Source organism: Synechococcus sp. CS-603 (assembly GCF_977929215.1).
Map to the genome: position 1 here is coordinate 1,129,075 of NZ_OZ376778.1, position 15,599 is coordinate 1,144,673.

Here is a 15,599-nt window from a genome sequence, read left to right on the forward strand (position 1 = left end):
GGTTTGGGAAGGATCAGTCAGAGACTGGAGGAAATCAGCCGAGTGCGCTGATGATGCGATCGAAGTAGCTGGCGGCTTCTGACGCGACAGCGGAGCAGTCACCCTGGATGGTTTCCATCTTGTTGAAGCGGGTGCCACCCATGCCTGGGGTGTTGGTCTCGCTGATGTGGGCGCAGGAGGAAGCCTTCATGATGGCAACGGCGCGACCAGCGGACTGGAGGGGCACACCCAAAGCGATGTAGGTCTCCTTGAGGCCGTTGAGGCAGCGGTCGTCGAGGACGGAAGCGTCGCCGGCGAGCAGGGCGTAGGAGATGTAACGAAGAACGATTTCGCCGTCACGCAGGCAGGAAGCCATGCGGCGGTTGGGATAGCAGTTTCCACCAGCCTGGATCAGGCCGGTGTTTTCGCAGATCATGCCCGAAACGGCGTCCGAAACGATGCAGCTGGCGTTGCTGGCGATCGCGTTGACGGCATCAAGGCGCTTGTTGCCATTGGCCACGTACTGGCGCAGAGCGGCGAGTTCGGACTCACCGATGGTGGCGGTCTTGGCGTCGGCGCTGACTACAGCGCGGGAGAAGGCGTCGAGCATGGGTTAGGGGAGAAACAAGGATGATGACGCAGTGAATAGAACGAAAACCGCTCTGTCACTTGAAGGAGAGTTTTTCAGGTCTCTCGCCCCCGGACGGGTTAACAAGGGACGCCACCAACAAAACTTCAAACAGAAGAAAGTATGAAGTCTTTCGATGGCTTGTGGTCTTGGTGTGGTGGCTGTCGGGCCTGCCTCGCCCTTCTGGCCACGGGGCCTGCCCAGGCCCTGACCCTGGATCCGGATCCGAGCAGGCAGAGGCGTTGTCCCGATTGTTGCCCGTACGCACTGCTAACCGGTGGACCCCCCGGCAGCCAAGGGAAACGCTTGTTGCTGCCCATCAGCCTCAGGCGCCTGGCCCCCGGCAACCCAACCCAGATGTCGGCGCCTGTTCCCTTGGTTCATCAGCTGTTTGATCAGCTGTTTGATCGGTGGATCGGCGCGTCACGGAGTGAGAAGGCTGTCGCGGCTGCTGCAACGCGCCAGGGGATTCCAGCAATCCAGTTCCTGGTTGGAGCGTGTCAGCAAGGAAGGGGCCCATTCCTCGATCCCCAGCGCTTCTGAGAACACCGCCCCTTTGATGCTGCGAGCCTGGGCCAGATCGGCTCCGCGCAGGTCAGCCCCGCGGAAGTCGCAGCCTTCGAGCTCGGTGTCCCGGAAGCGGCAGCGTGCCATCAAGGCTCCGGCAAAACGAGCCCCCCGCAGGTCTCCGCCCACAAAGGAGATGTCTTCGAGAATGGCTCCGCGCAGATCGGCACCACTGAGATGCACGCCGAGCATCGAGCAACCGCGCAGATCCATCCCACGCAGGTCGGCGGTGCAGAGGTACTTCCCAGACAGGTTGGCACCGGGGCCGACGGCACCCGAGTGGCGATAGTCGAACCCTTCAGGCCAGCGTGTCGCCGAGTCGTAGCGGGCCTGGCTCAGGCGCGCCTGGTCCAGCCGGGCTCCGCGCAGGTCTGCGGCCCTCAGATCGGCACGGCAGAGGTTGGCACCGGTTAGGTCCTGATTGCGAAGGTTCGCTCCCTGCAGGACTGCGGCACGTAAGTTCTGGGTCATGACAAAATCTGTTAGGCCTGCTGGAAACTGCTTCCGATCATGCAGCATGCAACAAGAGACGATTTGTCTGTGCCTGCATCAAGGTCGTTGACCTCTCCGCGCACGATGGCGGAGTTCCTGGCGAAAAGCGCTGGAATGTGGCTGTCACATCGATCCGTGCACCATTTCGAAGAGAGCGATGATGAGTCTGGATGTTCTAATCTGGTCATTGTTCCATTCGGTGCTGATGATCCTGCCGTGGAGCGGGTGTCTGAGCAATTCAACATTTCGGGCGGAGGCGCTGTAGGAGGCGCTCGATTTTATTGGCAGAGCAATACGATGAAGATGGATATCGTCAATGATAATGCTGCTGTATTGGTGGATATTCCTGACCCGAAAGATGTCACTCGAGGTGTGATGTATCGCGATATTGGTTATCTTGAAGGCTTGGCAGTCGCCAGTCGCTACGATATCAGTGAGGCTGGCGTGATGACCCTCCATACAGAATATGATCGCAACTCTGGGGTGGAGCGTTGTTGGTTTTTGAGTGACGACACGCGAGTCCGCGTGGGATCGTCACAGGTGATGGGAGGAGTCAATCTTGTCAGTTACTCTACGGAAACTAGGTGCCATGAAATGCAAGACTTTCACGCCCTCCGCCGGGACGCTGAATTGAGGCGTGAGGCACTCATGAATTTGGATTTGGATGCTGTTGATTTGGATGGAGCTCGCCGTTAATGTTTGACCATTGTCATAGTAGCCTGATTGAGCAAATTAAGAGTCTAGGAGGTACGCAGCTTCCCTTGGATTCTGATTTGGCTGAGCAAAGTAATCCACGCAAAGGAGCAGTTATTCGCAGTAGCCTTTGGCAGGCGCCAGGTATTCGCCGGTGGAGAGTGACGCAACTAGATGGCGGTGATGCTGTCCAAGTTCTCAATGCTGTGGCCTACCCTGAATTCGGTCGAGAGGAACCGATTCTTGGCATCGATCTTCTTGGTTTTGCCGTTCGAGATAAGTTGGTTGCTGTCATGGACTTCCAACCTTTGGAGCAGGGCAGCAGCTATGCCGAGCGGTATTTGTGTGGATTGAAAGCCATTCAGGCTCGCCATCCAAGCCTGGCTGCTGGTGAAGCGATGCGTGCGTACGATGCAGATCAATATTTTTCGCCGTTTCTTTTATTTGCGCGGGGGTCTATCACCGAGCTTGAGCCGCTGGTGGAGCAGTCTTTTCAGGAAATCATTCAGGCCTATGCGGCGATGCACTTAGAGGCAGTCAGCACACCTGAACAGAGTGATCGTGTCGAAACTCTGCAGCGTGCTTACGATCAGTACAGCGCGGAACGTGATCCTGCCCACGGTTTATTTACCAGTTATTTTGGGGAGGAATGGAGTAATCGTTTTATGCGATCGTTCCTTTTTCCCCTTTCTTCTTTTGTGTCTACTCCTGTCAAACACTTATGACCTGGCGCTGGGAACCTTTCTTCAACCATGCTGTGACTCAGATCACGGCAAAACTCGCGTTGGAGCCTTATCCGATTCCGGCAGGTATGGCGGAAAAGGTGGGTAGCACCGGGTCTCGTGCCAAGCCGATCGCTGTCACGACCACAAGCTGGGGAGTGCGAAATGACAAACTCCGTCAGGCGAGGGCTGCCTGTGTGGATGCAGAGCCGAATCCCCAGGTGCTGAATCTTGTGATCAGCCCGGAGCCCCGCTTTGATCTTCCCTTCTTTGGTGCTGACCTGGTGACGTTGCCGGGAGGTCACCTGATCGCTTTGGATCTTCAACCCGTCTTGAAACGAGATCGTCTCCATACGCAGGCTGTCTGGTCAAGATTGAGGCCGGTGTTTGACCACTTCCGCGCACTGTTACCCGATGGAGGCCCTATTCCTGATGAGGCAGAACCATACTTCTCTCCCTGCTTTCTCTGGACCCGGTTGCCACTGACAGCAGAGAGTGAGACCTTGATTGAAGGGCCTTTGATGGCTGCATTTGTTGCCTATCTGGATCTCTATCTTGATCTCATTGCAGAGGCCAATCCAGTGGATGATTCACGGATGCAGCAATTAAAAGAGGGGCAACTTAGATATCTCGACTACCGAGCTGAGAAAGATCCTGCCCGCGGTATGCTAACAAGATTTTATGGTGAAGAATGGACCGAGGCCTACATCCATGGATTTCTTTTTGACCACCGCTGAGTGAGGAGCGGTGCTTTAAGAATTCAGCCATCGCTGCTCATTAAACTTGCAGCGAATTCAGTGTTCATCAGTGGCACTGCAATGAGAAAATCATGACGATCTCGGTAAAATGACCACACCATCCCAAGGTCAAGACCTTCGCAATGGTCTGCCACAAGCCATGCATCGCGAGAATCGACACCAATCCCCATCATCAATGCATAGAGTTCATCGGGATTATGGGCGCCAGTCACCTTCAACGCCGAGCCAACGACGTAGGTGAGGATGCACGGCTTTTCGTTTTCCTGTTGATCTGAAGCGAAGACAATATTGTTATCTGTGGTTAAGTGAAGACCTGCCACTGCTGACTGCCAAGTCGATTGGATATCGGCCTCAAGACTGACAATTAGCTTGCCCCCCCCGGCGTTGATTTCCAATCTTTTGCCCCAGTTCTGAACCAGCAGTGCTTGGAGCCGCGTTTGCTGCTCAAAGGCGGAGCGATGGTTCAGGGGATTTGCCATGGGTTGATCAGATCTACCAGTCTTGTAGATGGACAATAAACTCTAAGTGGCCAAGGCTGGACTTGCCACGAATTAGCGGTAAAGTCGATTCGTGTATCCGCGATCTTTCCCGTGGACCGATCTCATCAGAGGTTAGCAGAGCAGGTTGAGGCTTTATCGCAGATATGTGAAACCTTGGTCATACGCCTTTTGGAGGCAGAAGAGCAGCTTGAACTCTTATCTGCCTTAATGAATGAGGGCACTATAACCGGATTGAAGGATGGTTTGAGCTGTCAGGCGAGTGATCAAGCCTTAAGTGAAGCAGCTGCCACGATCCAGAGACTTGGGCTCTATTTAGATGCCAAAACCTCAGCGGTGGGTCAACCCCTGGAGTCCTTCGCACAACCGAATCATTCTGACCCTCAGCGAATTCAAGCCAGCCATGCAGAACCTTTGCTGGATGACTCTGATTTTATCGATGACGTTAATCAAGAATTAAATGCCAACTACGAGGAAAGCCTTGATGATCGTCAAGACTTTCTCGCGGCGTAGCAGGCCTGCAAAGTTATAGAGTTTATCGGCTTTAACCTGTCCCATCAATTCTGGCATTACAGGCACCTACAGCCTATTTCCAGCCCGTGCTCAACATGGCCCCGGCAGTGGCTAGTAGAATTCCAATAATGGCTACGCCGCCGAAGGCCGCCAAGCCCAGCCAGATCTGCAAAATAACTTTTGGGGGCTGGCCATTCACCCATCCAGGCAAATTCAGACCAGCTTGGCCGTTCCCTGAGGGGGCTCGTTGCTGGCTGACCTCACGCCAGTAGGCGTCATAACGAGGTGCTTTCTGGTTGAAAGGCAATTCGCCTTGTTGACGGCCCGGTAGAGATCTGGAGCGTTGATGGGGGATCTGGTCATAACCGAAAGCGTCAAGATACTCTGGCGAATCAAGCAGAGTATCGATGAATCCCGCAAATCCCTTTGTTGCAATAACAATCGACCACGCCATTTCTTCGTCGGCTCCGAAGGTGTCGCGCCCTAAGACTCTCCCGACGACTTGCTCTACGACGCGGTAATTACTGTTACATTGATAGAAGCCATCTTGAAATTTCTTGGACAAAAGCAAGCCTCGCACGAAGTCACGAGCTTGAATTTGTTCGTTGGTGAATTGCGACTCCAGCATCGCTTCGCGGTCATAGGCGAAAGCATGAAAGAATATCTGACGGTAGGCGCTTTCTATTTGTTCTGTACGGCTTGTTTTTTGGCGTATGGACTCATCGTTCCCAACCGAAAAAGATGCAACGCGTGCGTTCTGGGTTGTGCGCGCGTAAGGGAGAAGCGTCAGTGCCATACGTGTCAATGTTCTTTTCAAGATACTAAGCAATAGTGCTAATATTTATACCAAGATAGGTGAAATCATTACATAGCTTCACTGGCCTCCTGGGCGTCCTCACTTGGCAAGCCAGTCCATCGGTAGCTCATCGCTGTGGTCGGCCAGGCGTTCAAATACGAAGGGTCCTGCCAGTGATCCCCACAGTTGCTCGTGACTCTGGGGATCGTGGCCGCGGTCGACGGTTTGCATGGTTTGACTATCCAGTTGGAAGTTGCTCACCAGATAGGCCGGCACTCCTTGGCGTTTGACGATGCAACGGCAGCCAGGTTCCACTTCTCCGAAGAACCCTTCGCCCTGCTCCTGCACGTAGTAGGTACAACCTTCCAGGCTTTCGAGATCATCCATTGTGATTTCAGCCCTCCTGCTGGGATCCTCTACGGCACCCCAGAAGCGTTTGGAGTCTCGAAGGGTGTGGTTGACGATCACAAGTCCGCGGTGATCTTCCTTCACTGTGAGGACACGAATTCGATAGGGTTGCAATGGAGTGACGGCATAAGCCTGCTCCAGTAGCAGTGAGCCTGGCATCAACTGGGGCAAGGGCCGGAATCGAACCAGGATGTGGCCATAGAGAGGAGGATTCTCGAAGGCCTGGCGTTGATTGCTGAAACTCGCAGCGAGTTGGATCAGTAATCGGGAGGATGGGGTCATCATTCCGTCACCCTATTCGTTTGGCTTTGGCTCTTCTGGTTCGTCCTTTCCTGGCTGCAGAAGGACCTGTTGCAAGGTTCTAAAGGCTCCATGAGCTCTGCCTTAACTGGCGACTGACTGGCAACGGACTTGAAACTGCTGGATTCAGGCAAGGCCGCGTTGATCAACGTTCCATCGGCATCGGCATCGGCAGCTGGCTGAGCTTGAGTTGTGCCATGCCATGCTGTGCCGAGCCTGTGCCGAGCCTGTGCCGAGCCTGTGCCGAGCTGGCCGCTTGGCGCTGGTGCGTGCTTCCTCACCGTTCCCGCAGGCGCAAGCGGAACAGGGCGACCTGCATGACCAACTCGGGCTTGCTGATGGCGAATGGATGGTCACTGAGTTCAGCGATGGCTTGCTGCAGCGTTAACTCACGGTTGGCTGGCTCGCCTGTGGTTGCTGGGTTGAGCTTCTCCCAGACAGCGTCAAAGGCCACTCCGTAGCTGTCGGCATTGGTGAACTGCCGATCAAGTGGCTGCTCGGGAGGGATGGGCATGGAGAAACCTGGGAGGGAGGTTGGGCGACTCAGGAATGGGGCGTGGGCCGCATGGGTCAGCCGACTGCTGTGAGTGGGCCCTTTCATGGCCGGCATCTCAGCGAGCTGACGGGAACGGAGCGGAGCAGCGCGGACGCTGGATGGGATGGTCTGATCAATGAATGCCAGGACCCAGATTTGAACTGGGGACACGGCGATTTTCAGTCGCCTGCTCTACCAACTGAGCTATCCCGGCTTGCTACTGAGGTAGCAGATGTGGATCTTAGATCACGGCCTGGAGCTGGGGTGCGGGCCAAGCAGAGCAGGCCAGCCACGCGAAATCCTGCGTCTTGCAGAGCCACTGCGGCGGCGTTGGCCGTCGCTCCGGTGGTGAGGATGTCATCGACAATCAAGATCGGCTGCCGGCGCCAGCCAGGCGGCTTGCCCATGGCACTGGCCTGGCAGCGGAAGGCCTCCGCCTGGTTGAGCGCGCGCATGGCCCGGTTCAGGTGGTGCTGGCCCAAGGTGGGCCGGCGCCGTTGCAGCGGCTGGATTTCAGGTAGCCCAAGCCCTTGGCAGATCAGTTGGGGTAAGGGATTGCACCCCCGCTGCTTCCAGCTGGGAATCGCCACGATCCGGCCGTTGCCCTGGAGTTCGGCAGGCAGGGTCTGGCGCAGACTTCCGGCCAGGCTGCGCAGCATTTGTGGCTGGGGGTTGGTTCGCTGGCGGAGCAGCAGCTGGCGCAGGGCCCCTTCGTAGAGCCCAAGGCTCCACCACGGCAGCGGCCATTGCCCCTGGAGTCCGCCGGCGGGTAGGGCGAGGCGGCTCTGGCAGGGCTCGCAGAGTGCGGCCTCGCTGCCGGAGCGGATGGCCTGGCGGCAGATTGCGCAACAGGGCTGGCAGACAAGCTCCAGGCTTCCGCGCAGAACGGCGTGAATCCAAGACAAGGCTTCGCCCCCAGGCTGGGTTGCCTGCTCAGGGTTCCCACCTTGAGCGCTCACGGTTGCGGCCTCTTTGCAGAGCGAAGCGACCAGAACAGCGGGCTGTACGCAAAAGGCAATCCGGTTCACAGCTCCTGGGCCTACTCAGCCCTTGGGCCTGCTCAGCCTTTGGGCATGGAACGCAGCATGGCCACCAGGGTGCGATGGGCATCCTCGCTGTCGGTGAGGGTGTGATCAAACGGGACGGCCACGGTGCTGCCGTCCACCTCCAGTTCCATGGCCTCGGGGAGCACCTGCAGCATCCGGGCCGACTGGGGGGCTTCAACGCCGCCGTAATGGCGGGCGTAGGAGAGCACCGCTTCGGCATGGTCGTTGTTCATGTGCAGGCAGATCCTTGCGCTGACATCGGGAGTGAGTGGATCGGCGGGCATTGGCTTCCAGGTGACAGGGACGCCGATTCTGGCCCGCCCGGCTTTCAGCCGGCTCCGAAGCGCTGCCAGAGCAACAGGGCCAGGCGCGTACTGCTGAAGGCCACAAATCCGGCCAGCACAACGAACAGGGCCATCGACACCACGGATTTGATGCGTTCGTTCATGGCTCTGGGGGCAATGGGAGCAGGTCGCCTCCATCTTCGGGCCCTAGCCCCCGACAGGCCAGCCGGGCGCTGCCCAGGGCCGACGACAATCCCGGACGGTTGATCACCGGCACACCCAGGGCCTGCTGCCTCAGTCGGCGCCACTGGGGATTGCGGGCGCCGCCACCGAGGGTGATCACCCGCCCGATCGCTGGAGCTCCAAGCGCCTGCAACCGTTGCCAGCCTTCGGCCTCGATCTGGGCCATCCCCTCCAGCAGCCCCTGCAGAAACAGGGCATCGCTCACAGGCCTGGGACCCAGCACCGGCTGCCGATCGGGATCGTCGACGGGGAAGCGCTCACCCCGGCCCGGCAGCGGCTGGAGCTGGAGGCCGCTCGGCCGGCTGGGGTCGATCTGGCGGCTTAGCTCCGCCAGCTGCTGATCGCTGAAGAACTGGCGTAATACGCCGCCACCGCTGTTGGAGGCTCCCCCCACAAGCCAGCGTTGATCCAGGCGGTGCGCGCTCACCCCAGGGGCCTGAATCGGGCGGTCGACGAACTGTTTGAGCACCAGCGTGGTGCCCAGAACGGTGAGGCCGTCGCCGCTCGCCAGGCCGGCAGCCAGCACGGCGGCATTGGCATCGGTGGTGCCGGCCACCACCTGGCAGCTCGGCGGCAGGCCCAAGGCTGTGGCCGCCAGCGGGTTCAAGCTGCCGAGCCTGCTGCCGCTTGGAACCACCTCAGGTAGGGCTGCGCTCCAGGGTTGATCCAGGAGTGTTCCCAGCCAGCGCCCGCCGGCTAGATCCCAGCCCAGGCGCAGATTGTTGCCTTCTTCGCCCCAGCGCCAGTGACCCAGCAACCAGCCCATCAGCCAGTCGGCCTGATGGCGGAGCAGGAAAGGGCCACCCTGGTGCTGGTTGATCAGTCGCAGTGCCCTGGCCAGACTGCTGCTTGCGCTCGCTGCCGAAGTCCCCTCCGGCACCAGGGCCTGGAGCCTGCCGGCCTGCTCGGGGCAGGCCTTGTCGTAGGGCAGGGCCTCAGCCAGTGCCGAGCCGTCCGGCCGGCAGAGCAGCAGGGTGCCGGATGTGCCATCGAGGCTGATCGCACCAACGCGGCAGCGCAGTTCCCTGGGCAGGGAGCCCACCAAGGCAACCAAGCCGAGGCGCCATCCCTCAGGATCGGAAAAGGGTCGTCCATAGGCCAGAGCCCGTTCGCAGCCACGAATCGCGAGACCTTCAGCATCCATCAAGGCGAGCCTCAGCCCACTGCTGCCGAAATCAACGCCCAGGGCCAGGGTGTCTGGTGGTGCCGGCCGCACCATCTCCGCTCAGATGGCGCTGCCGGCGGCAATCTTTCCAACTGTGGCCTGCCGCAAGACCGTGGCGTTGGCCTCCACGTTCTCCCAAGGGAGATTCAGATCATCCCGGCCGAAATGGCCATAGGCCGCCACATCCTGGTAGAAGCGGCCGCCGCGCTCCTGGGGAAGGGTGCGCAGGCCAAAGCTTTCGATGATGGCGCCGGGGCGCAGATCGAAGTGCTCCTGGACCAGGGCGGTGAGATCCTCGTCGCCCAGCTTTCCAGTGCCGAAGCTCTGCACCAGGATGCTGGTCGGCCTGGCCAGCCCGATGGCATAACTGAGCTGCACTTCAAGGCGCTCGGCCAGGCCTGCCGCCACCAGGCTCTTGGCCACATGGCGGGCCGCATAGGCAGCGGAGCGGTCCACCTTGGTGGGATCCTTGCCGGAGAAGGCACCACCGCCGTGGCGGGCGGTGCCGCCGTAGGTGTCAACGATGATTTTGCGGCCGGTCAGGCCCGCATCGCCCTGGGGCCCCCCCACCACGAACTTGCCGGTCGGGTTGACCAGAAAACGGGTGGAGCCGCGATCGGGCTGGATCATCAGATCGGCCGTGGCGGGGACGACGACGTGCTCCCAGAGGTCGTCGGCGATGCGCCGCTGCAGGCCGGCCTCATCACTGATGCCATCGATCACGGCCGTGTGCTGGGTGGAGATCAGCAGGGTGTCGATCGCCACCGGTCGATCGTTCTCGTACACCACGCTGACCTGGGTTTTGCCATCGGGCAGGAGATAGGCCAGGAGGCCGTTGTGGCGCACCTCGGCCAGGCTTCTTGCCAGCCGGTGGGCCAGGCTGATCGGCAGGGGCATCAACTCAGGTGTTTCGTCGCACGCGAAGCCGAACATGATGCCTTGGTCGCCGGCGCCCACCTGGTCGAGCGGATCTCCGGCGTGATCGTCGGCCTCGTCCACCCCTTGGGCGATGTCTGGGGATTGCTGATCGAGTGCCACCAGCACGGCGCAGCTGTGGGCATCGAACCCACCGGCTCTGGCTCCGCTATAGCCGATCTGCTCGATCACCCCGCGCGCCAGGGTCGTGAAGTCGACCTTGGCGGTGGTGCTCACTTCGCCGGTCAGCAGGCAGAGGCCTGTGTTCACAACCGTTTCACAGGCCACCCGACTGAGTGGATCGATGCTGAGCAGGGCATCGAGAACGGCATCACTGATCTGATCGCAGATTTTGTCGGGATGCCCTTCTGTGACCGATTCAGAGGTGAAGATGTAACGGCTCATTCAAGGATGATCCAAGACGTTGGCCATGAGCTTATCGCCTGTTCCCAGCATCCTTTCTCACATCAGGCTTGCCTGATTCACTGTGCCGCCGCCCCTGAACTTGTTGGCTTCAGGCGTGATTGGCTGGATCTGTGGCCTGCACCGTGAGCTCCGACCAGTGATCGATCAGCAGGTGCCCGCCGGCCAGCTTCGGCTTGGTGGCCCAGCCGGCCGTGTAGCCCAGTGCATGGGGAATCCCGGCCGCGACCGCCATGGCTAGATCGCTGTCGGCGTCGCCGATCAGCGCGCAAGCGCCAGGGTCAACGCCCAGTTGGGCGCAGAAGTGATGGACGGCCAAGGGATTGGGTTTGGCCGGCAGGTGATCGGCGCTCCAGATGCCCCGGATGTGTTTCTCCAGGCCATGGGCCGCTAGGAAGTGCTTGATGCCATGGGTCTGATCGTTGCTGATCACCCCGAGGACAACACCGGCCCGATCGAGAGCAAGCAGCAGCGGCGCCAGCCCTTTGGTGGTCGGGGCGGAGGCTGGTTCGCTGCCAGCAGCCGCGTCGATGCTGTCGAAGAGGATTTCGCTGCGATTCAGGGCCTCAGGCCAGCCAAGACCCACCTGGGCGAAAGCCGTTGCCGTGGCGATCAGGTTGTGCATCCTGCTGGCCACAGCGGTGATCCCGGCCGGATCGATCCGGCCAGCCCTGACGCCATAGGCACTTTCCAGAAGATCCCGAAGCCTGGCGCGATGCCCTGAACCCACCTGGCTGAGGCAGGCCAAGATCCTGGCTTCAGCCAGGGCAAGCAGCTTGGGTTCGCTGCGGCTCATGGTGCCGTCCTTGTCGAAGAGAACGGCCTGAAGCCAACCCAGTGGAACACCTTTAAGCCGGAGTTGGGCCACCGGCGCCACGGCAGACCCTGGGAACGGCTCAGTCGAGGGTGACACCCATCGGTTCGTTCTCTTCAGCCTGCTCCAGCAGCATCTGCTTGTAGCGGGCCGCCATCTCCTCGGCCTTGTCGAACACCTTCTGGGGGTCGGTGAGCATGTCACCGGGTTCCGGCTCCAGGGCCTTGGTGGAGAGCGAAATCCGACCCCGCTCGGCGTCGAGGTCGATGATCATCACCTTCATCTGATCATTCACATTCAGCACCGTGTGAGGTGTTTCGATGTGCTCGTGGCTGATCTCAGAGATGTGCAGCAGACCGCTGACTCCACCGATGTCGATGAAGGCGCCGTAGGGCTTGATGCCGCGGACGGTTCCGAGCACTACCTCGCCCACCTCGAGGCGATTCATCTTGCGCTCAACCAAGGCGCGGCGATGGCTGAGCACCAGGCGGTTGCGCTCTTCATCGACCTCCAGGAACTTGAGGGGAAGGAAATCGGCAACGAGATCTTCCTTGGGCTTGCGGGTGCTGATGTGGCTGCCTGGGATGAAGCCCCTGAGGCCTTCCACCCGAACCAGGGCACCGCCGCGGTTGGTGGCGAAGACTTCGCTGTAGATGGTGGCGTCTTCCTTCTGGAGCTGACGCACCCGCTCCCAGGCCCGCTGGTATTCAATGCGGCGGATCGAGAGCGAGAGCTGGCCGTCCTCGTTCTCCTCACTCATGATGAAGAACTCACGCACCTCGCCAGGCTGCAGCACATCGCTGAGAGCCTCGACCCGGTTGATCGAGACCTCCTGCAGGGGCATGAAGGCGGCCGTTTTGGCGCCGATGTCGATCATGGCGCCCTTGGGCTCCATGGCGAATACCGTGCCGTTCACCACATCACCCGGCTTGAAGTTGTAGTCGTACTTGCTGAGCAGGGAGGCGAACTCATCGAGCGTGAAGCCGGCGCTCTCAAAGTCACGGGAGACGGCCCGGCTGGCTGGGTCATCCGCAGTGGGAACCTCTTCCGGGATGTCGAGGTCCAGATCTGCCGCTGGTTCGTTGGCGAGATCCAGATTGGCCTCGGTGCTGCTGATCTCGGAAGGGGTCACGGTCATGAAGGGATGGCGGTCTGCCTTTGGCAGAACGAGGGAGTGGTGCCCTGCCCGCCGACAGAAAACACCTGACCATCGATCATACAAAAGCCCCCTGCGCAGACCAAGCTCAGCCTGGGCTGATCAACGCGCCACGACCGCCAGGCTGGTGGAACTGCCATCGCCCTGGGGCCGTGACGTTCGCAGACTGAGGCCTTTCAAGGTGGCCACGAAATCGTGGATGCCCTGGAACTGGCGATAGACGGAAGCGAAACGCACGTAGGCCACTTCGTTCATCTCGCTGAGCTGGTGCAGAACGAGTTCACCAATTTCGCTGCTGCTGACCTCGCGGCTGTTGCGCTGCTGAAGCAGCATTTCGATCTCATCGACCACCAACTGCAGCCTGGCGGGCTCGAGGCCGGTTTTTTCACAGGCCCGAATCAAGCCATTGAGAAGCTTGGAGCGATTGAAGATTTCCCGGACACCGTTGCGTTTGATCACCGTCACCGGCACAGTTTCGACCCGCTCGTAGGTCGTGAAGCGAAAGTCACACTGCAGGCATTCGCGCCGCCGCCGCACACTGCGGCCACTGTCAGCGGAGCGAGATTCGAGCACCCGGCTGTCGGTGTGTTGGCAGGAGGGACATTGCATCCCACGGACGCCCAAAAGTTTGACTCAAGTGTAAACAGTAACTCTCGAAATAAGAAGGCTGTTGTTGCAGTCGTTCTGGATTCCGGAACCGGCACCATCCTGCTGTAGCCACGAGGCAGCCATAAAACAACCCCCTTGCCGAAGCAGGGGGGTTGGAGTTGAGGGGAGACCCGGTGGTTCCCTCGGTGTTACTTGCCGATCTTGGGGGGATCGCGGAAGGCGATGGCGAAGAACAGCGTGGCCAAGGCCAAGGTCAGGATGAGGATGTAAGCAAAGCTTTCCATCTGGATTCTCCGGGAGTGAGGGGATCAGCTGATCGTGCTGCCGGCAGAAGGTGTGGCGCTCTGGGCCGTCCGGCGTGTGGTTTTGTCGCCCAGCTTCTGGAAGAGACCGAACTCAATCTGCTCACCGAGATCGGGGTCGATGCCGGCAAACACATCCCGGTAAAGGGTGCGGGCCCCGTGCCAGATGTGTCCGAAGAAGAAGAGCAGCGCAAAGGTGGCGTGGCCGAACGTGAACCAGCCGCGAGGTGAACTGCGGAAGGTGCCATCGGAGTTGTAGGTGGTGCGATCGAATTCGAAGGCCTCACCCAGTTGCGCCTTGCGGGCCAATCGCTTGACCGCGGCCGGGTCGGTGAAGACCTGACCATTGAGGGCTCCGCCATAGACCGTGGCGGTAACGCCGGTCTGCTCGAAGGAATACTTGGCCTCGGAGCGTCGGAAGGGGATGTCGGCCCTGACGATGCCCTGGCTGTCTTCCAGCACCACCGGGAAGTTCTCGAAGAAGTTCGGCAAGCGCCTCACTTCAAGTTCACGTCCTTCCTGATCGGTGAAGCTGATATGGCCGATCCAGCCTGTGGGCAGGCCGTCACCATTGACCATGGGGCCGACACGGAACAGGCCTCCCTTGGCAGGACTGTTGCCGACGTAGTCAAAGAAGGCGAGCTTCTCAGGAATCGCGGCATAGGCCTCTTCCTTGGAGGAACCGTTCTCGAGGGCCGTGGCCACACGACGGTTGATTTCTGTCTTGAAGTAGCCCTGATCCCACTGATAGCGAGTGGGTCCGAACAACTCCACAGGAGTGGCCGCTGAGCCATACCACATCGTTCCAGCCACGATGAAGGCGGCAAAAAACACGGCGGCGATGGCACTGGCCAGCACCGTTTCGATGTTGCCCATCCGCAGGGCTTTGTACAGCCGCTCCGGTGGACGGGTGGTGATGTGGAAAATGCCGGCGATGATGCCAACGATCCCCGCCGCAATGTGGTGGGCCACAATTCCGCCTGGATTGAAGGGGTTGAAACCCTCTGGCCCCCAGGACGGTTGCACCGCCTCGATGTGGCCATTGAGTCCGTAGGGATCGGTGACCCACATCCCCGGACCAAAGACCCCGGTTAGGTGGAAGGCGCCGAAACCGAAGCAGCCAAGACCTGCCAGCAGCAGGTGAATGCCGAAGATCTTGGGAAGATCGAGCGCCGGTTCACCAGTGCGGGGGTCTTGCCAGATCTCCAGATCCCAGTAGGTCCAGTGCCAGATGGCGGCAAGGAACAGCAGACCGCTGAAGACAATGTGTGCTGCAGCGACGCCTTCGAAACTCCAGAAACCGGGGTCAACCCCGGTTTCACCGGTGACACTCCAGCCGCTCCAGCTTCCAGTCACGCCAAGGCGGGCCATGAAGGGCATGACGAACATGCCCTGGCGCCACATCGGGTTGAGAACCTGATCGGAGGGGTCGAAAATCGCGAGCTCGTAAAGAGCCATGGAGCCGGCCCAGCCGGCGACCAGAGCGGTGTGCATGAGGTGCACGGCCAGTAAGCGGCCCGGGTCGTTGATCACGACTGTGTGCACCCGATACCAGGGCAGTCCCATGGGGGTAGATCCGGCGAAACAAACAGTTGCCGCAACGCAAGCGTTAGCGGTGGACGATCGATTGGATCGATCCGTCGGCTGATCGTAAGGGTTCTCGGTGGCATGGGGCGGGCGAACCCCATCAGCTGAAACGAGCCGTGACCGTGGATCCTGTCGATTGACGCCAACGCGGTTACAAATCGCAACCT

General features: G+C 59.8%; 19 protein-coding genes and 1 tRNA gene. 4 read left to right on the forward strand and 16 right to left on the reverse strand.

The window, feature by feature from the left end; genetic code table 11:
• Window positions 1-34 precede the first annotated feature (34 nt).
• Window positions 35-589: a phycoerythrin subunit beta gene (gene cpeB / locus ACXMDM_RS05895; RefSeq protein WP_071800983.1), complete on the reverse strand. Its 555-nt coding sequence runs from the start codon at window positions 587-589 to the stop codon at window positions 35-37.
• A 441-nt stretch (window positions 590-1,030) separates the two neighbouring features.
• Window positions 1,031-1,645, reverse strand: a complete 615-nt coding sequence (locus tag ACXMDM_RS05900) for a pentapeptide repeat-containing protein (protein WP_162922862.1) — start codon at window positions 1,643-1,645, stop codon at window positions 1,031-1,033.
• An 87-nt stretch (window positions 1,646-1,732) separates the two neighbouring features.
• Here ACXMDM_RS05900 and ACXMDM_RS05905 point away from each other — a divergent pair, with 87 nt between their 5' ends.
• Genes ACXMDM_RS05905 through ACXMDM_RS05915 form a run of 3 tightly spaced genes read left to right on the forward strand, consistent with a single transcriptional unit; the run spans window position 1,733 to window position 3,818 of the window.
• On the forward strand, window positions 1,733-2,362 hold the full coding sequence (locus tag ACXMDM_RS05905; protein WP_162922863.1) for a phycobiliprotein lyase: 630 nt from the start codon (window positions 1,733-1,735) through the stop codon (window positions 2,360-2,362).
• On the forward strand, window positions 2,362-3,084 hold the full coding sequence (locus ACXMDM_RS05910; protein ID WP_259722885.1) for a 15,16-dihydrobiliverdin:ferredoxin oxidoreductase: 723 nt from the start codon (window positions 2,362-2,364) through the stop codon (window positions 3,082-3,084). The genes ACXMDM_RS05905 and ACXMDM_RS05910 overlap by 1 nt, the downstream gene beginning before the upstream one ends.
• Complete coding sequence (locus ACXMDM_RS05915) at window positions 3,081-3,818, forward strand: phycoerythrobilin:ferredoxin oxidoreductase (protein ID WP_071800992.1); 738 nt, start codon at window positions 3,081-3,083, stop codon at window positions 3,816-3,818. Before ACXMDM_RS05910 ends, ACXMDM_RS05915 begins: the two co-directional genes overlap by 4 nt.
• A 23-nt stretch (window positions 3,819-3,841) precedes the next feature.
• On the opposite strand, the gene ACXMDM_RS05920 is transcribed toward ACXMDM_RS05915, so the two are convergent.
• Window positions 3,842-4,318, reverse strand: coding sequence for a hypothetical protein (locus ACXMDM_RS05920; RefSeq protein ID WP_145536782.1), 477 nt, complete (start codon window positions 4,316-4,318; stop codon window positions 3,842-3,844).
• A 174-nt stretch (window positions 4,319-4,492) separates the two neighbouring features.
• On the opposite strand from ACXMDM_RS05920, the gene ACXMDM_RS05925 reads away from it, so the two are divergent.
• Window positions 4,493-4,849 carry a hypothetical protein gene (locus ACXMDM_RS05925; RefSeq protein ID WP_162922864.1) on the forward strand — a complete coding sequence of 119 codons (357 nt, stop codon included), beginning with the start codon at window positions 4,493-4,495 and terminating at the stop codon, window positions 4,847-4,849.
• Window positions 4,850-4,922: 73 nt separating this feature from the next.
• Here ACXMDM_RS05925 and ACXMDM_RS05930 read toward each other — a convergent pair whose 3' ends face one another.
• From ACXMDM_RS05930 to psbB, 13 genes are all read right to left on the reverse strand, one after another.
• Entirely contained in the window at window positions 4,923-5,645 is a 723-nt protein-coding gene (locus tag ACXMDM_RS05930) for a phycobilisome rod-core linker polypeptide (protein ID WP_071800994.1), read from the reverse strand.
• Window positions 5,646-5,744: 99 nt separating this feature from the next.
• On the reverse strand, window positions 5,745-6,338 hold the full coding sequence (locus ACXMDM_RS05935; protein WP_071800995.1) for a chromophore lyase CpcT/CpeT: 594 nt from the start codon (window positions 6,336-6,338) through the stop codon (window positions 5,745-5,747).
• Between the two features lie 292 nt (window positions 6,339-6,630).
• On the reverse strand, window positions 6,631-6,867 hold the full coding sequence (locus ACXMDM_RS05940) for a hypothetical protein (protein WP_071800996.1): 237 nt from the start codon (window positions 6,865-6,867) through the stop codon (window positions 6,631-6,633).
• A gap of 162 nt (window positions 6,868-7,029) precedes the next feature.
• Window positions 7,030-7,102: transfer RNA gene (locus ACXMDM_RS05945), tRNA-Phe, on the reverse strand.
• Window positions 7,068-7,793 (reverse strand): ComF family protein, encoded by a 726-nt coding sequence (locus tag ACXMDM_RS05950; protein WP_145536775.1) that lies wholly within the window; start codon window positions 7,791-7,793, stop codon window positions 7,068-7,070. The genes ACXMDM_RS05945 and ACXMDM_RS05950 overlap by 35 nt, the downstream gene beginning before the upstream one ends.
• A 155-nt stretch (window positions 7,794-7,948) precedes the next feature.
• Window positions 7,949-8,218 (reverse strand): DUF2470 domain-containing protein, encoded by a 270-nt coding sequence (locus tag ACXMDM_RS05955; RefSeq protein WP_071800998.1) that lies wholly within the window; start codon window positions 8,216-8,218, stop codon window positions 7,949-7,951.
• 160 nt (window positions 8,219-8,378) lie between these two features.
• Window positions 8,379-9,680, reverse strand: coding sequence for an FGGY-family carbohydrate kinase (locus tag ACXMDM_RS05960; RefSeq protein ID WP_071800999.1), 1,302 nt, complete (start codon window positions 9,678-9,680; stop codon window positions 8,379-8,381).
• A gap of 6 nt (window positions 9,681-9,686) precedes the next feature.
• The gene (gene metK, locus ACXMDM_RS05965; RefSeq protein WP_071801000.1) at window positions 9,687-10,946 is read right to left on the reverse strand and encodes a methionine adenosyltransferase; all 1,260 of its coding nucleotides are present in this window, start codon (window positions 10,944-10,946) and stop codon (window positions 9,687-9,689) included.
• Between the two features lie 109 nt (window positions 10,947-11,055).
• Window positions 11,056-11,877 carry an HAD family hydrolase gene (locus ACXMDM_RS05970; protein WP_499570261.1) on the reverse strand — a complete coding sequence of 274 codons (822 nt, stop codon included), beginning with the start codon at window positions 11,875-11,877 and terminating at the stop codon, window positions 11,056-11,058.
• Window positions 11,861-12,916: a 30S ribosomal protein S1 gene (locus tag ACXMDM_RS05975; protein WP_071801001.1), complete on the reverse strand. Its 1,056-nt coding sequence runs from the start codon at window positions 12,914-12,916 to the stop codon at window positions 11,861-11,863. The genes ACXMDM_RS05970 and ACXMDM_RS05975 overlap by 17 nt, the downstream gene beginning before the upstream one ends.
• Window positions 12,917-13,036: 120 nt before the next feature.
• Entirely contained in the window at window positions 13,037-13,543 is a 507-nt protein-coding gene (gene nrdR, locus ACXMDM_RS05980; RefSeq protein WP_071801002.1) for a transcriptional regulator NrdR, read from the reverse strand.
• 188 nt (window positions 13,544-13,731) lie between these two features.
• Complete coding sequence (locus ACXMDM_RS05985; protein ID WP_043368769.1) at window positions 13,732-13,827, reverse strand: photosystem II reaction center protein T; 96 nt, start codon at window positions 13,825-13,827, stop codon at window positions 13,732-13,734.
• 24 nt (window positions 13,828-13,851) lie between these two features.
• Entirely contained in the window at window positions 13,852-15,411 is a 1,560-nt protein-coding gene (psbB, locus tag ACXMDM_RS05990) for a photosystem II chlorophyll-binding protein CP47 (protein ID WP_071801003.1), read from the reverse strand.
• Window positions 15,412-15,599 lie beyond the last annotated feature (188 nt).

What these genes read in the sequence shown, in the direction of transcription:
- ACXMDM_RS05935 (WP_071800995.1), bottom strand. Translation starts at nt 6,338, where the DNA reads ATGATGACCCCATCCTCCCGATTACTGATCCAACTCGCTGCGAGTTTC.
- ACXMDM_RS05955 (WP_071800998.1), bottom strand. Translation starts at nt 8,218, where the DNA reads ATGCCCGCCGATCCACTCACTCCCGATGTCAGCGCAAGGATCTGCCTG.
- ACXMDM_RS05930 (WP_071800994.1), bottom strand. Translation starts at nt 5,645, where the DNA reads ATGGCACTGACGCTTCTCCCTTACGCGCGCACAACCCAGAACGCACGC.
- ACXMDM_RS05920 (WP_145536782.1), bottom strand. Translation starts at nt 4,318, where the DNA reads ATGGCAAATCCCCTGAACCATCGCTCCGCCTTTGAGCAGCAAACGCGG.
- ACXMDM_RS05900 (WP_162922862.1), bottom strand. Translation starts at nt 1,645, where the DNA reads ATGACCCAGAACTTACGTGCCGCAGTCCTGCAGGGAGCGAACCTTCGC.
- ACXMDM_RS05910 (WP_259722885.1), top strand. Translation starts at nt 2,362, where the DNA reads ATGTTTGACCATTGTCATAGTAGCCTGATTGAGCAAATTAAGAGTCTA.
- ACXMDM_RS05985 (WP_043368769.1), bottom strand. Translation starts at nt 13,827, where the DNA reads ATGGAAAGCTTTGCTTACATCCTCATCCTGACCTTGGCCTTGGCCACG.
- cpeB (WP_071800983.1), bottom strand. Translation starts at nt 589, where the DNA reads ATGCTCGACGCCTTCTCCCGCGCTGTAGTCAGCGCCGACGCCAAGACC.
- ACXMDM_RS05940 (WP_071800996.1), bottom strand. Translation starts at nt 6,867, where the DNA reads ATGCCCATCCCTCCCGAGCAGCCACTTGATCGGCAGTTCACCAATGCC.
- ACXMDM_RS05975 (WP_071801001.1), bottom strand. Translation starts at nt 12,916, where the DNA reads ATGACCGTGACCCCTTCCGAGATCAGCAGCACCGAGGCCAATCTGGAT.
- psbB (WP_071801003.1), bottom strand. Translation starts at nt 15,411, where the DNA reads ATGGGACTGCCCTGGTATCGGGTGCACACAGTCGTGATCAACGACCCG.
- ACXMDM_RS05960 (WP_071800999.1), bottom strand. Translation starts at nt 9,680, where the DNA reads ATGGTGCGGCCGGCACCACCAGACACCCTGGCCCTGGGCGTTGATTTC.
- ACXMDM_RS05915 (WP_071800992.1), top strand. Translation starts at nt 3,081, where the DNA reads ATGACCTGGCGCTGGGAACCTTTCTTCAACCATGCTGTGACTCAGATC.
- metK (WP_071801000.1), bottom strand. Translation starts at nt 10,946, where the DNA reads ATGAGCCGTTACATCTTCACCTCTGAATCGGTCACAGAAGGGCATCCC.
- nrdR (WP_071801002.1), bottom strand. Translation starts at nt 13,543, where the DNA reads ATGCAATGTCCCTCCTGCCAACACACCGACAGCCGGGTGCTCGAATCT.